Below are 14,113 nucleotides of genomic sequence, written 5' to 3'. Positions count from 1 at the left end.
CACTTAACATACCGTTGGTCGCGTTTGGCCTATATGTCCAAAGAGTCAGGAAACAGGCCATGTTGGACGAAGGTTCCATAATGGAAAGTTGAAATACCTGATCCGATAATTATGCGGTCGCAAGTTTTCTCTGACACAGGAAAACCCTGATATCAGCAGAGGGTAGTCTGCATTCAGAGAGCGTAATTATTTATTGGGGGTGTCGCAGGCAGGCATGAACTATTCATTAGCGACATTCGACTGCGAAAGCTGACCGGCTCAAACGGCCCAAGGCGTGCCCGATTACGCTTGCCGTTCCGACCAGGCTACGAGGGTCAGGGACTTGCCAGTGTGCGGCAATTGAAAGTGGGTCTGGCCGAGCTGGCAGGCAAAGGCTTCGATCAGCGACGCCTGCTCGCTTTCATCCAGGCCTAATTGGCCGGTACTTGGGTCAACCAGTTCCAGTTGCCAGGCCATCAGGGTGAAGCAGTCTTTGAGCGCTTCCAGGGCCTGCGCATGCAGATCCACATGATCCTGAACCTGGGTGAGCAGGCCATGCAGGTGCAGGGAAAATTCGGATATCGCCTCAAGTGCCAGGGCATCGGCCTTGTTTGCCAATTTGAGGAGAGTACTGAGCATGCAGTCAATCGCGTCCCTGTCATTGCTGATCAGCTGCAAGTGACTGAGGCATTCTTCAGACTTGGCCAGGAGCGTTTCAGCCTCGACGAGAAATTCGGGGAACCGCTGCGCCCAGTCACTACGGTCGTTCGGCATGCTTATCTCCACCACGTCATGTCTGATGAGGGAATGCCGTGTGTGTCGACGATCGTGAATCGTCGCGAGACCGCGCCCCGGTGTGCATTGGCACAGACCTGGGGTTTCAAGAGGATGTGTTTCCACTGAACTGCGATCGCACACAATAGCCTGACTCCGTTCATGCAATGAGAATGGCGTCACATTAATGGCTATTGGATATCGCGAACATCAGGTTGGGCCTGATTGTCACTAGGGGATTCCCTTAGGCACGGGAACCTGTGGCGCAAATGGGGGTCGCGCCGAAGAGAATGTAGCAGATGATTTCACCGAGCCAGTAAAGCATGATGTTAATGTGACATCAATGCTTGTGCATGGCATTTTGTTGGTGATTTGTGACGGAATCAAGATCCGCCAGATTCAGCCGATAACCCCCAATAGTGAATTCATCAGAACAAGCCCAGGAGTCATTGATGGCCGGCATTCTCGACACGGTAGACCAACGCACGCAACTGGTGGGTGAGAATCGCCTGGAAATTCTCATGTTTCGACTGGCCGGACGCCAATTGTTCGCGATCAACGTGTTCAAGGTTCAGGAAGTCCTGCAACTGCCGAAACTGACCCTGATGCCCCAGCGTCACCCGTTTGTCTGCGGTGTGGTCAACCTGCGTGGCCAGACGCTGCCAGTGATCGACCTGTCCCAGGCGATCGGCATGCGCCCGCTGGTGCCGGGCCCCAACAGCACGATCATCGTCACCGAATACAACCGTTCGGTGCAGGCGTTCCTCGTCGGTGGCGTGGATCGCATCGTCAACATGAACTGGGAAGCCATTCTGCCGCCACCGACCAGTGCCGGTCGCCAGCATTACCTGACAGCTATCAGTAAGGTCGACGATCAACTGGTGGAAATCATCGACGTCGAGAAAGTCCTCGCCGAAATCGTGCCGTACAACGCCAAGGTATCCCGCGACAAACTGGACGATCCGGTGTTGGAACGCGCCCGTGGCCGCGAAGTGTTGCTGGTGGACGACTCCAACGTGGCGCTCTCGCAATTGCGCGACACCCTCGGCCAGTTGGGCGTGAAGATGCACATCGCCAGCGACGGCCTGAAAGCCCTGAACATGCTCAAGGCCTGGGCGGACACCGGGGTAAACATGACCGACAAACTGCTGATGGTGTTCACCGACGCCGAAATGCCGGAGATGGACGGCTATCGCCTGACCACCGAAATCCGCAACGACCCGCGCCTGCGTGGCCTGTATGTGGTGCTGCACACTTCGCTGTCCGGCAGTTTCAACGATTCGATGGTGAAGAAGGTCGGGTGCGACAATTTCCTCTCCAAGTTCCAGCCGGACAAACTGGTCGACGTGGTGCGCCAGCGTCTGATGCTCGACGAAGTACCGGCCTGATCAACCTGTCGAGGCTGACCTCGCGTCAGCCTTTGATTCGCTGACAAAGCTCGTATAGGGTGGCGTTTTTGACCCACCAGGGAGCTGGCCATGCTGCGTCTGAGCGCGCTTTATCGTTACCCGTTGAAATCCGCAAAGGGCGAGGTCCTGCAAGGGATCGGCCTGGACAAACTGGGGCTTGAGGGCGACCGACGCTGGATGCTGGTGGACGAGGCCAGCGGACGGTTTCTGACCCAGCGTGCCGAAGCGAAAATGAGCCAGCTCTCGGCGCTGTGGAATGCCACTGGCGGGCTGACGCTCAGCGCGCCGGGGCATTCGGTAATCGATGTCGCTTTGCCCGGCAGCGACGATGACCTGCGTGGCGTAACCATCTGGCGCGATACCTTGCGCGTACCGGATGCCGGTGAAGAGGCGGCCCGTTGGGTCAGCGATTTCATCGGCAAACCGACGCGCCTGGTGCAAGTGCCGCTTGAACGCGCTCGTACGACTCAGGCCGGGTACGGCAACGACGACGATCAAGTGGCGTTCGCCGACGGCTTTCCACTGTTGCTGATTGGTGAGGCATCATTGCAACACCTGTCGCAGGAAGTCGGGCGCCCTCTGGAAATGCTGCGGTTCCGGCCGAATCTGGTGATCGAAGGCAGTGATGCTTACGCCGAGGATGGCTGGAAACGGATCCGCATCGGCGATGTCGAGTTCCGCGTGGTCAAGTCCTGCTCGCGGTGCATTCTCACCACGATCGATCCGCAGACCGGTGAGCGCAGCGCTGACCGCGAGCCGCTGGCAACCTTACAGAAGACCCGCGCCCAGGCCGACGGCGCGATGTTTGGCCAGAACCTGGTCAATGACAGCAATGGCCGGCTTGAAGTCGGCATGCCGGTGGAAATCCTCGAATAACCGATCCTGAAACGAAAAATGCCCGTGTCCTTGGACACGGGCATTTTTCATGACCGCAGGAAACCGGGGGTTCAGCCGCGGTATTCGCACAGGTAGGCGGTGTCGACGGCGACTTTCAGCTGGAACTTGCTGTTGGCTGGCACGTTGAATTGGCTACCGGCGGCGAAGGTTTCCCAGTCGCTGCTGTCCGGCAGTTTGACGGTCAGTGCGCCCGAAACCACGTGCATGATTTCACGCTGGCTGGTGCCGAATTCGTATTCGCCCGGGGCCATGACGCCGATGGTCGCAGGGCCTTCAGCAGTGCCAAAAGCGATCGACTTGACGGTGCCATCGAAGTACTCGTTGACTTTAAACATGGGCGATTCCTCTCGAAAAGGGCTTAAAAGGGTCAAAAAGGGGCGGCCAGTATGCACAAGGCTCCGGGCGTCGTCATCTGTCTAGAGTGGCAATACCAGTGGCAACAGGCGTGCGGTATTGCGCGCATCTTCCAGCGCCCGGTGCTGTTGACCGTTGAACTGCATGCCCGCCAGTTGCAGCGCGCCATTGAGGCCCAGGGGCCGTTCGAGGCGTCGGGCCTTGGCAAAGCGCTGTTTCAGATTCATGTGCGGCACCCGGCTCAAGGCGCTGTCGAGTTGCAGTCGCTGCCATTCCTGAAGCAACTGCTTGCGGTCGTAATCGCCCCAGCTGGCCCAGCCTTCAAGGCGGGTCTGGTGCTGACCGAGCCAGCGCTCGAACGCCGGCCACACTTCACTCAACGGCTGCGCCGCGTCGATGTTGGCCTGGGTGATGTGCGTGAGTTCGCGGCAAAACGGCGTCAACAAGGGGCGCCGCGTCGGTTTGACGAAGCGCTGAAAGTGATCCTGCTCGCGACCGGCGCGATCCACCAGGGTCGCGCCGATCTCGATGATCTCCATCTCCGTAACCGGCCAGCCACCCTCATCGGTGGTGGCTTCCAGATCTATGACCAGCCAATGGGGCATCGCAGGGTTCCTGATTTCCGCGTCCTGATTATTCAGAGCGTAGTCAAACCTTGCGAATGCGCGCGGCGACTACTCGACCTGCAACAGAACCTGACGATTTTTCACCTGATCGCCGACCTTGACCTGCACCCGCTTGAGCACGCCGTCGATGCCGGCCTTGAGCGGGTGCTCCATTTTCATCGCTTCCAGCACCACCAGCAGTTGGCCCTTGCTGACCGGGCTGCCTTCGCTGACGAGCACATCGATGATGGCGCCATCCATCGGGGCTTTCAACGTGCCGGAACTGACGCTGGTCTGACTGTCGATCAGCGCATGAGTTCGATCCACCAGGTGCAGGCTGCCGGGGTGGGTGAACAGCCAGAGCTGCTCGTCGCGCAGGCGATAGGCATGGCGCTGGCGCAGGCCATCGACCTCCAGTGTCACGGCCCCGGCGGTGTGCTCGATCAGTTTGAGTTCGATAACGCGCTCCGCAACCTGCACTTCAAACGTGTTGTCCGGGCTGGTGAGCAGTTGCACGTTCCAGTCGCGGGCATCGAGACCGATGCGATAGAGCAACGGCGCACCGGCATTGTTGCGCCATCCAGACAACGGGGCGCGGTGTTGCTGTGCAACAGACTTGTAAAACAGCAGCGCCGCGATGGCCAGTTCTTCGGCACTGGGCGAATAGGCGTGCAGGCATTCGTGATCGGCGAAATGTTGAGGGATAAATCCGGTACCGAACTCCCCGCTGATGAATTGCGGATGCTGCAACAGGCTGGCGAGCAACCGCTGATTGCTTTGCACGCCCAGCAACACACTGTCCTGAACTGCGCACAGCAATTTGCGCCGGGCCTCTTCACGGGTTGCGCCATGAGCGATCAGTTTGCCGAGCATCGGGTCGTAGAACGGTGAGACCAACTGCCCTTCGATCAGCCCGTGATCAATCCGTGAACCGCGATCCAGTGCCGGCGCCCAGGCTTCGACACGCCCGGTCTGCGGAAGAAATCCCTGGGCCGGATCTTCGGCATAGAGGCGCACTTCCATGGCGTGGCCATTGAGTTTCACCTGCGCCTGGGTCAGCGGCAGCGGCTGACCTTCGGCGACCGACAGCTGCCACGCCACCAGATCCAGCCCGGTAATCAGTTCAGTCACCGGGTGTTCGACCTGCAACCGGGTGTTCATCTCCAGAAAGTAGAACCGGCCATCGGCATCGAGCAGAAACTCCACGGTGCCGGCACCGACATAATTCACCGCACGCCCGGCCTTGAGTGCCGCTTCACCCATCGCCTGACGCAGTTCTTCGGTCATCACCGGGCACGGTGCCTCTTCGATGACTTTCTGGTGACGGCGCTGAATCGAGCAGTCGCGCTCACCGAGGTAGATCAGGTTGCCGTGATGATCGCCGAACAGCTGCACTTCGACATGGCGCGGCTCGATCAGCGCCTGTTCGAGGATCAGTTCATCGCTGCCGAAACCGTTCAAGGCTTCGGAGCGCGCCGTGCGCAATTGCGCCGGCAATTCTTCGGCGCTGTGCACCAGCCGCATGCCGCGCCCGCCACCGCCGGCGCTGGCCTTGATCATCAATGGATAACCGATGCGTTCAGCTTCGCGTGTCAAGGTGGCGTCGTCCTGCTCGGCACCTTGATAGCCGGCGATACATGGCACACCGGCGGCGAGCATGGCGATTTTCGATTGGCGTTTGCTGCCCATCAGTTCGATGGCTTCGACGCTGGGGCCGATGAAGGTCAGGCCGGCCTGTTCGCAAGCCCGTGCGAATTCGGCATTTTCCGAAAGAAAACCATAGCCGGGATGGATCGCGTCGGCGCCGCTGCGGCGGGCTGCATCGAGGATGGCCGGGATGTTCAGGTAGGACTGCTGCACCGGCGCCGGGCCGATGTTCACCGCTTGATCGGCCATCTGCACGTGCAGTGCATCGGCGTCCGCGTCGCTGAAAACCGCGACCGTGCGATAACCGAGGGACTGGGCGGTGCGCTGGATGCGGCAGGCGATTTCACCGCGGTTGGCGATCAGGATTTTATGGATGACGGGCATGGTGATTTTTCCTGAATGTTGGCGGTGGATTGAAGGGCCTCATCGCGGGCAAGCCCGCTCCCACAGAGTCAGGTGCTCCATCCGGGTTTGCGCTTCTGCACAAACGCCATCGTGCCTTCGATGCCTTCGGCGCCGGTCACCGCTTCGCTGAACCACCGCGCGGCTTCGTCCAGCAGTTCACTCGACGGCTGGCCGGCACTGGCCAGCAGCAGTTTTTTCGTCACGGCATTCGCTTCGGGGGCGCAGCACAGGACATGGTCGAGCACTTCATCCAGTCGCTCGGCGAGCGCCTGTGGATCCTGCTCGACAAAATGCACCAGTCCCAGGCGCCGGGCCTGATGGCCGTCGAAACGGGCGGCGGTCAGGGCCAGGCGTCGGGTCTCGGTCAGGCCGATGCGCTGCACCACAAACGGCGCGATCTGCGCCGGCAGCAGGCCGAGGCTGGTTTCCGGCAAACCGAATTGCGCCTGATGATCGGCGATGGCGATATCGCTGACACACGCCAGCCCGAAGCCGCCCCCGAGCACCGCGCCCTGCAACACCGTGATCAGCACTTGCGGCGCGTGCTGCGCTTCCTCCAGCAACGACCCGAAGGCTCGGTTCAATTCGCGATAGGCATCGCTGCCCTGGGCGCGGGCGTTGGCCATGTCCTTGATGTCGCCGCCGGCACAGAAATGCCCGCCGGCACCGCTGAGCACCAGTGCGCGAACGCTGCGGTCATCACGCACGCTGGCCAGCACGGCGCGCAACTCGGCGACCATTTGCAGGCTCATGGCGTTGCGGCTTTCCGGGCGATTGAGGGTGATGTGCAACACGCCGTTGTGCCGTTCCAGCAGCAGCGTCTGGCAATCGGGCAGGGCGCTCATTTCTTTTTCCCCGGCAGGATGCCCATCAGTTTGCAGATGATCCCCAGCATGATTTCATCGGCGCCGCCGCCAATCGATACCAGCCGCACGTCGCGGTAGGCGCGGGCCACCGGGTTGTCCCACATGAAGCCCATGCCGCCCCAGTATTGCAGGCAACTGTCGCTGACTTCGCGGCCAAGGCGCCCGGCCTTGAGCTTGGCCATCGACGCCAGTCGGGTCACGTCCTGGCCTTTCACGTATTGCTCGGTGGCCTGATAGACCAACGCCCGCAGGCATTCGATTTCGGTCTGCAATTCGGCGAGGCGGAAGTGGATCACCTGGTTGTCGATCAGCGCATTGCCGAAGGTCTTGCGTTCCTTGCAGTACTCGATGGTGCTGTCGACGCAGTATTCCAGGCCTTTGATCATGTTGGCCGCGCCGAACAGGCGTTCCTCCTGGAACTGCAGCATCTGCATCATGAACCCGGCGCCTTCGTGGCCGATGCGATTGCGCTGGGGCACGCGCACGTTGTCGAAAAACACCTGGGCGGTTTCCGAACTGCGCATGCCGAGCTTGTCCAGGTGCGAACTGAGGCTGATCCCCGGCGTGTTCATCGGCACCATGATCAGCGATTTGTTGATGTGCGGCTTGTCGTCCGAGGTGTTGGCCAGCAGGCAGATGAAGTCGGCGCTCGGCGAGTTGGTGATCCACATCTTGCTGCCGTTGATCACATAGTCGTCGCCATCCTTGCGCGCGGTGGTCTTGAGCCCGGCGACATCGGAACCGGCGCCGACTTCCGAGACACCGATGCAGCCGACCTGCTCGCCAGTGATGGCTGGACGCAGAAACTCTTCGCGCAACTCATCGGAACCGAAGCGGGCGAGGGCCGGGGTGCACATGTCGGTCTGCACGCCAATCGACATCGGGATGCCGCCGCAATGGATGGTGCCGAACTCTTCGGCCGCGACAATCGAATAGCTGTAATCCAGGCCCATGCCGCCGAATTTTTCCGGTTTGGAAATCCCCAGCAGACCGAGGTCGCCGGCCTTGCAGAAAATCTCGTGGATCGGAAAGCGCCCGGCCTTTTCCCATTCATCGACGTGGGGGTTGATCTCGTGCTCGACGAACTGGCGGACGGTGCGGCGCAGAGCTTCGTGTTCCGGGGTGAAGATCATTGTTGTTGTTCTCCTTTGATCCGAGGCGATCAGAACCGGCTGACGCCGAAGCTGTTGGGTTGCAGCCTGCGGATGTCGGCTTCGTGGCAGATGTCCAGCAGGTAGCCGAGCAGGGTGCGGGTGTCGCGCGGATCGATCAGCCCGTCGTCCCACAGGTTGGCGCTGCCGTAGAGGGCAGTGGACTGGCTGTCGAGTTTCTGCGCGGTGACCTGCTCCAGCATGTCGAGCATTTTCGGGTCCGGCACCAGGCCGTCCTTGAGCTGTTTGGCTTCGGTGACGATGCGCAACACCTTGCCGGCCTGGGCGCCACCCATCACGGCGGTGCGGCTGTTGGGCCAGGCGAAGATGAAGCGCGGATCAAGCCCGCGTCCGCACATCGCGTAGTTGCCCGCGCCGTAGGAGCCGCCGACCACAATCGTCAGTTTCGGCACCCGCGCATTGGCCACGGCCTGGATCAGTTTCGAGCCATGCTTGATCACGCCGTGCTGTTCCGATTCGGTGCCGACCATGAACCCGGTGGTGTTGTGGAAAAACAGCAGCGGCGTCTGGCTCTGGTCGCACAGCTGAATGAACTGTGCCGCCTTGCTCGCACCATTGGGTGTGATCGGGCCGTTGTTGCCGATGAAACCGCAGGCGCTGCCCTGAATTTTCAGGTGGCCACAAACGGTCTGCTGATCGAACTCACCCTTGAACTCCAGGAAGCGCGACTCATCGGCGATTCGCGCAATGATTTCGCGCACGTCGTAGGGTTTTTTCGGGTCGTCCGGGATCAGCCCGAGCAGTTCGTCGATGGGGTACAGCGGCTCCTTGAATGGCGGTTCGGGCAGCCACGGCAATTGCTCGTTCCAGTTCAGCAGGCTGACGATTTCTCGTACCTGGCGTATGCCATCGGCATCGTTTTCGGCCAGGTATTCCGCGGTGCCGGCGACTTGCGCGTGCATCTCGGCGCCGCCCAGTTCTTCGTCGGTGGCGACTTCACCGGTCGCCGCTTTAAGCAACGGCGGGCCGGCAAGAAACAGCTTGGCCTTGCCGCGCACCACTACCACGTAATCCGACAACCCCGGCTGATAAGCGCCACCAGCCGTAGCCGAACCGTGCACCACGGTGATCTGCGGCAAACCCATGGCCGACATCCGCGCCTGATTGGCAAAGCTGCGTGCGCCTTCGACGAAAATTTCCGCCGCGTAATTGAGGTTGGCGCCGCCACTTTCGGCGAGGGTGATGACCGGCAGTTTGTTTTCCTGGGCGATCTGTTGCAGACGCAGGGATTTTTTCAGGCCCGACGGGGAAATCGTCCCGCCCTTGATTGCGCTGTTGTTCGCCACGATCAAGGCGCGCACGCCGGACACGTAACCGATGCCGGCGATCAAGCCGCCACCGGCCGAGCTGCCGTCCTTGTCGTCGTGCAGTTTGTAGCCGGCCAGGCTCGCCAGTTCGAGGAACGGCGCGCCGGGGTCGAGCAACAGATTCAGACGTTCACGGGGTAACAGTTGTCCGCGTTTGTCGAATTTCGGTTTGGCTTCGGCAGCCTTGTGCAGCAGGTTCTGTTCGAGTTGCTGGACTTGCTCGATAGCCGCGAGCATCGCTGCGCGGTTGCGAGCGAAGGCTTCGCTGTGCGGGTCAAGCTGGGACTGAATCTGCGGCATGGCTTACTCCTTGTCCTTCAAAACGTCCGGCATATAGGCCCGGTGAAAACCGTTGAACGATTCGCTGTGGGTCGCCTTGTGCAACGGCCAGGCGCGACTGCCCAGGCTGGCTGCGCCGTCGATGCGCAAGGTGCTGCCGCTGATGAACGCGGCAGCCGGGCTGAGCAGAAACACGATCGCCGCGCTGACCTCCGATTCGGTGCCGATGCGCTTGAGCGGCACGTGTTCGCGCAGGGTCGGGATCACGGCTTTGAACGCACCTTCATAGGTGTCCATGCCGCTGGAAGCGATCCAGCCCGGCGCCACCGCATTCACCCGAACGCCGGCATAACCCCATTCGAACGCCGCCGTTTTGGTGAAGTTGTCCATGCCCGACCGTGCGGCGCCGGAGTGGCCCATGCCGGGCATGCCGCCCCACATGTCGGCGAGCATGTTGACGATGTTGCCGCCGTGTTTGCTCATCGACTGGTTGAACACTTCCCGGGCCATGAGGAAACCGCCGACCAGATTGGTCCGCAGTACGGTTTCGAAGCCTTTCTGATTGATCGAGGCCAGGGGGGACGGGTATTGCCCGCCGGCATTGTTGACCAGCCCGTGGATCGGCCCGTGTTCACGGATCAGTTCGCTGACCAGCGCCTTCACGGCTTCTTCGTCACGGATGTCGCAAGCCTTCCAGTACGCCCGGCCACCGTCCTCGGCAATTTCGGCAGCGACGGTTTGCAGCTTTTCCGGCTTGCGTCCGACCAGCACCACTGTTGCCCCGAGCGCCGCCAGTTCATGGGCGGTGCAACGCCCGATGCCACTGCCGCCCCCGGTGACGATGACGGTCTGACCGCTGAACAGATCAGCCCTGAAAATCGATTCGAACGCCATGCTGCCAATCCTCTAGTCGAACTGTTCGGCGATGCTCTGCGGCACCGGGATCTGAATTTCCAGTAGTTGTTGGGCGAAGGCCTTGCCTTGCGGGTCGATGCGCAGGCTCGCCACGCCGCCGCCGCCGAGGGCGTTTTCCAGCAGGAAATTCAGGCTGTGGGTACCCGGCAGATACCAGCGTTCGACCCGGCCGTGAATCGGGTCGAGGACATGGCTCATCCAGTCCACGACCACCGCCGGGGTCAGCGCCTCGGCGATCCATGGCAGGTATTCCGGCCGGCGTGGCATGACGCCAATGTTGCTGTGATTGCCCTTGTCGCCGGAGCGCGCCACGGCCAGTTTCACCAGCGGCACACTGGCGTCGGCGCGGCCCTGGGGTTTGGGTGTTTCGTGAGGCAGGGGCAGATCCTGGCTGTCGAGGGTGGCGGGGGCGGGCAGGGTGAACAGGTGAGTTTCGCCGGCGATGTCGATCTGCAAGGTGCAGGCGCTTTTGTCGATCAGGAACGAGAACAGCCGGATCAGCGGATACACCGTCGGCCGTCCGCCGACGATGCCGGTCAGGCCCGGCGCCATGCCGGTGGCGGCCTGGGCTATTTCCCGGGAGAACAGGATCAGCGCCTGTTTGTTCGGGTGGCGCACGGCGAGTTTGATCACCACTTCGCGGCTGTCCCGGCGCTGGCCGTGAGGGCCGTAGGTGGCTTCGCTGCCGAGCAGTTCGACGTGGGTTTCGGTGTACGGCCCCAGGCCTTTCTGGTCGAGCATTTCCGAAGTCTTGTCGAGGATCGCCTGGCTGACGCGTCGGGCTTTTTCCACGGCATCAATGCCGGCGATCAGGCAACTGGCGGTGCAGCGGAAACCGTCCGGATACGTGGCGCTGACCTTGTATTGGTCGCTGGGCGGCAGGCCTTTGGCGCCGTGGACCCGGACGGCGTTTTTGCCTTGTTGCTGAAGTTTGACCTGGCTGAAATCGCAGACCACATCGGGCAACAGATAGGCCTGCGGATCACCGATTTCGTAGAGCATCTGCTCGCCGACAGTCAGTGGCGTGACCAGCCCGCCGGAGCCTTCCGGTTTGCTGACGATGAACTGGCCGTCGGCGCTGACTTCGACGATCGGAAAGCCGATGTGCTCGTAGTCCGGCACGTCGCGCCAGTCGGTGAAATTACCGCCGGTGCATTGCGCGCCACATTCGATGATGTGCCCGGCCAGGGCGGCTTGCGCGAGTTTGTCGTAGTCATGCCACGACCAGCCGAATTCATGCACCAGCGCGGCGCTGACCACCGCGCTGTCGACCACCCGGCCGGTGATCACGATGTCGGCACCCAGGCGCAGGGCTTCGACGATGCCCGGCGCGCCGAGGTAGGCGTTGGTCGACACGCACATCGGCGGCAGCGGGGCGCCGCTGAACATTTCGGTAATGCCTTGGGAGGCGAGGTGTTTGAACTGGGGTTGCAGGTCATCGCCCGACAGCACGGCGATTTTCAGCGATACGCCGGCCTTGTCGCAGGCCTTGTCGCAGGCCGCTTGCAGGGCGGCCGCACAGGCCTTGGGATTGACCCCGCCGGCATTGCTGATGACGCGAATGTTCTGTTCGGCCAATTGCGGCAGCAGGGGCGTGAGGACTTCGATGAAGTCGGCGGCAAATCCGGCTTGCGGATCCTTCATGCGCGCGCCTGCCATGATCGACATGGTTATTTCGGCCAGGTAGTCGAAGACCAGATAATCCAGCTGTCCTGCGGCCACAAGCTGCGCGGCGGCGGTCGAGGTGTCTCCCCAGAATGCGCTGGCGCATCCGATGCGAACCGTGGTGGGCATTTTGATCTCCGACTCAGGAACCTGTGACAGAAGTGCATCGAGGCTACCAAGCAAGCGCTTGGTTTGTAAACACCTGGAATTTTCTTCTGCCCAAGCGCTTGCTTGGTCGCGGGTGGCGGCTTAAATTGCCCGCGCAACCCCGCCGTTTCTGCGGCGTGCGGCACACTTGAATGATCGACTGTAGGAGACAATGGGTGGACGAGCAAAAAGCCCTGAGGGTCATGCGTGAACTGGTCGATGCCGGCCAGCTGACCGATCCGGACAGCGCTCGCGGCAAACTGCTGCAAGTGGCGGCCCACCTGTTCCGCAACAAGGGCTACGAGCGCACCACGGTGCGCGATCTGGCCGGTGCCGTGGGGATCCAGTCCGGCAGCATCTTTCATCACTTCAAGAGCAAGGATGAAATCCTGCGCGCAGTGATGGAGGAAACCATCCGCTACAACACCGCGCTGATGCGCGCAGCCCTTGCCGATGCCGCCGATGTGCGTGAGCGGGTGCTGGCGCTGATCCGCTGTGAATTGCAGTCGATCATGGGCGGCAGCGGCGAGGCGATGGCGGTGCTGGTGTATGAATGGCGCTCGCTGTCCGCAGACGGCCAGGCCAAGGTGCTGGCGCTGCGAGACATCTACGAAGACCTCTGGCTGCAAGTGCTGGGCGAGGCCAAGGAGGCGGGGTTCATCCGTGGCGACGTGTTCATTACCCGACGTTTTCTCACGGGCGCATTGTCCTGGACCACCACCTGGTTCCGTGCCGGCGGCAGTCTGAGCCTGGATCAACTGGCCGAAGAGGCGCTGATTCTGGTGCTCGAAGAGCGCTAGGCGCTTTCTATCGGGCCGGGAAACTGGCTAACTTGGCGAAACCGCCTAGCTTGAATGCATGATCGGTACTTTTTCGGGGAGTGGGGTGTTTTGAAGTCTTCGCCAATTCGGACGGCCGCCGGGCTTATGCTCGCAGCGCTGGCTGCTTTATGGGTATTGCCTGCTCCGGCGGCGCAGGTGGTTCGGGTGGGCGCAGCGCATTTTCCGCCCTACACCATTCGCCCGGAAAACGGCGCCGACACCGGCCTGTTGCCGGAACTGGTCGCCGCGTTGAACAGCGCCCAGAGCGACTATCGTTTTGAACTGGTGCCCACCTCGATTCCGCGCCGGTTCGGTGATTTCAAGGATGGCCGCACCGACATGGCAATCTTCGAAAATCCGGAGTGGGGCTGGAAGGACATCCCCCACACCACCGTCGACATGGGTCTTGAGGACGCCGAGATTTTCGTCGCGCAGAACAAGCCCGGACGCCAGCAGAATTACTTCGCCGATCTCAAGGGCAAACGGCTGGCGCTGTACAGCGGTTATCACTACGAATTCGCCAATTTCAACGCCGATCCCAAATACCTCGCAGAAACCTACAGCGCCACGCTGACCTATTCCCACGACAGCAACCTGCTGATGGTCTTGCGCGGGCGCGCGGACATTGCCTTGGTGACCCGCTCGTATCTGTTCGATTACCTGCTGCGCAACGAAAAGGTGCGTGACGAATTGCTGGTGTCCCAGCGTATCGATCAGATCTACCACCACTACGCGATTCTCAGTCCGAAGGCACCGATCACCGGCGAAGCGTTCGGCAAACTGCTGCAAGGCCTGCGCGACAACGGGCAGATGTTGAAGATCTTCGATCCGTACAAGATCGCGGTGGTGCCGGTAGCGCATCAATGACCGG

The 14,113-nt window shown here is 61.3% G+C and carries 13 protein-coding genes; 4 read left to right on the top strand and 9 right to left on the bottom strand.

The window, feature by feature from the left end:
• Positions 1-282: 282 nt before the first annotated feature.
• A complete protein-coding gene (locus QLG12_RS27565; RefSeq protein WP_282475563.1) occupies positions 283-753 on the bottom strand; it encodes a hypothetical protein in 471 nt (156 codons plus the stop codon).
• Positions 754-1,205: 452 nt separating this feature from the next.
• On the opposite strand from QLG12_RS27565, the gene QLG12_RS27560 reads away from it, so the two are divergent.
• Both QLG12_RS27560 and QLG12_RS27555 read left to right on the top strand, forming a co-directional pair.
• A complete protein-coding gene (locus tag QLG12_RS27560) occupies positions 1,206-2,141 on the top strand; it encodes a chemotaxis protein CheV (RefSeq protein ID WP_003226705.1) in 936 nt (311 codons plus the stop codon).
• Positions 2,142-2,231: 90 nt separating this feature from the next.
• Complete coding sequence (locus QLG12_RS27555) at positions 2,232-3,038, top strand: MOSC domain-containing protein (protein WP_197869085.1); 807 nt, start codon at positions 2,232-2,234, stop codon at positions 3,036-3,038.
• A gap of 71 nt (positions 3,039-3,109) precedes the next feature.
• Here QLG12_RS27555 and QLG12_RS27550 read toward each other — a convergent pair whose 3' ends face one another.
• From QLG12_RS27550 to QLG12_RS27515, 8 genes are all read right to left on the bottom strand, one after another.
• The gene (locus QLG12_RS27550; RefSeq protein ID WP_007940055.1) at positions 3,110-3,394 is read right to left on the bottom strand and encodes a pyrimidine/purine nucleoside phosphorylase; all 285 of its coding nucleotides are present in this window, start codon (positions 3,392-3,394) and stop codon (positions 3,110-3,112) included.
• An 81-nt stretch (positions 3,395-3,475) separates the two neighbouring features.
• Complete coding sequence (locus QLG12_RS27545) at positions 3,476-4,018, bottom strand: exonuclease domain-containing protein (protein ID WP_064383252.1); 543 nt, start codon at positions 4,016-4,018, stop codon at positions 3,476-3,478.
• Positions 4,019-4,087: 69 nt separating this feature from the next.
• Positions 4,088-6,049: an acetyl/propionyl/methylcrotonyl-CoA carboxylase subunit alpha gene (locus QLG12_RS27540; RefSeq protein ID WP_282475562.1), complete on the bottom strand. Its 1,962-nt coding sequence runs from the start codon at positions 6,047-6,049 to the stop codon at positions 4,088-4,090.
• 68 nt (positions 6,050-6,117) lie between these two features.
• On the bottom strand, positions 6,118-6,915 hold the full coding sequence (locus tag QLG12_RS27535; RefSeq protein WP_282475561.1) for an enoyl-CoA hydratase-related protein: 798 nt from the start codon (positions 6,913-6,915) through the stop codon (positions 6,118-6,120).
• A complete protein-coding gene (gene atuD, locus QLG12_RS27530; RefSeq protein ID WP_236194050.1) occupies positions 6,912-8,069 on the bottom strand; it encodes a citronellyl-CoA dehydrogenase in 1,158 nt (385 codons plus the stop codon). Before atuD ends, QLG12_RS27535 begins: the two co-directional genes overlap by 4 nt.
• Positions 8,070-8,098: 29 nt before the next feature.
• A complete protein-coding gene (atuC, locus tag QLG12_RS27525; protein ID WP_282475560.1) occupies positions 8,099-9,715 on the bottom strand; it encodes a geranyl-CoA carboxylase subunit beta in 1,617 nt (538 codons plus the stop codon).
• Between the two features lie 3 nt (positions 9,716-9,718).
• Positions 9,719-10,588 (bottom strand): SDR family oxidoreductase, encoded by an 870-nt coding sequence (locus tag QLG12_RS27520; protein ID WP_197869079.1) that lies wholly within the window; start codon positions 10,586-10,588, stop codon positions 9,719-9,721.
• 12 nt (positions 10,589-10,600) lie between these two features.
• Positions 10,601-12,403, bottom strand: coding sequence for an acyclic terpene utilization AtuA family protein (locus QLG12_RS27515; RefSeq protein ID WP_282475559.1), 1,803 nt, complete (start codon positions 12,401-12,403; stop codon positions 10,601-10,603).
• Between the two features lie 194 nt (positions 12,404-12,597).
• Between QLG12_RS27515 and QLG12_RS27510 the strand changes: the two genes are divergently transcribed.
• Positions 12,598-13,221, top strand: a complete 624-nt coding sequence (locus QLG12_RS27510) for a TetR/AcrR family transcriptional regulator (protein WP_197869077.1) — start codon at positions 12,598-12,600, stop codon at positions 13,219-13,221.
• A 90-nt stretch (positions 13,222-13,311) separates the two neighbouring features.
• Positions 13,312-14,109, top strand: coding sequence for a transporter substrate-binding domain-containing protein (locus tag QLG12_RS27505; protein WP_064384020.1), 798 nt, complete (start codon positions 13,312-13,314; stop codon positions 14,107-14,109).
• Positions 14,110-14,113: the final 4 nt, after the last annotated feature.

The organism is Pseudomonas sp. V88_4 (assembly GCF_029967985.1).
Classification (GTDB): domain Bacteria; phylum Pseudomonadota; class Gammaproteobacteria; order Pseudomonadales; family Pseudomonadaceae; genus Aquipseudomonas; species Aquipseudomonas glycinae.
This window is presented reverse-complemented; position numbering and strand designations above follow the sequence as displayed.

What these genes read in the sequence shown, in the direction of transcription:
- QLG12_RS27565 (WP_282475563.1), bottom strand. Translation starts at nt 753, where the DNA reads ATGCCGAACGACCGTAGTGACTGGGCGCAGCGGTTCCCCGAATTTCTC.
- QLG12_RS27560 (WP_003226705.1), top strand. Translation starts at nt 1,206, where the DNA reads ATGGCCGGCATTCTCGACACGGTAGACCAACGCACGCAACTGGTGGGT.
- QLG12_RS27555 (WP_197869085.1), top strand. Translation starts at nt 2,232, where the DNA reads ATGCTGCGTCTGAGCGCGCTTTATCGTTACCCGTTGAAATCCGCAAAG.
- QLG12_RS27550 (WP_007940055.1), bottom strand. Translation starts at nt 3,394, where the DNA reads ATGTTTAAAGTCAACGAGTACTTCGATGGCACCGTCAAGTCGATCGCT.
- QLG12_RS27545 (WP_064383252.1), bottom strand. Translation starts at nt 4,018, where the DNA reads ATGCCCCATTGGCTGGTCATAGATCTGGAAGCCACCACCGATGAGGGT.
- QLG12_RS27540 (WP_282475562.1), bottom strand. Translation starts at nt 6,049, where the DNA reads ATGCCCGTCATCCATAAAATCCTGATCGCCAACCGCGGTGAAATCGCC.
- QLG12_RS27535 (WP_282475561.1), bottom strand. Translation starts at nt 6,915, where the DNA reads ATGAGCGCCCTGCCCGATTGCCAGACGCTGCTGCTGGAACGGCACAAC.
- atuD (WP_236194050.1), bottom strand. Translation starts at nt 8,069, where the DNA reads ATGATCTTCACCCCGGAACACGAAGCTCTGCGCCGCACCGTCCGCCAG.
- atuC (WP_282475560.1), bottom strand. Translation starts at nt 9,715, where the DNA reads ATGCCGCAGATTCAGTCCCAGCTTGACCCGCACAGCGAAGCCTTCGCT.
- QLG12_RS27520 (WP_197869079.1), bottom strand. Translation starts at nt 10,588, where the DNA reads ATGGCGTTCGAATCGATTTTCAGGGCTGATCTGTTCAGCGGTCAGACC.
- QLG12_RS27515 (WP_282475559.1), bottom strand. Translation starts at nt 12,403, where the DNA reads ATGCCCACCACGGTTCGCATCGGATGCGCCAGCGCATTCTGGGGAGAC.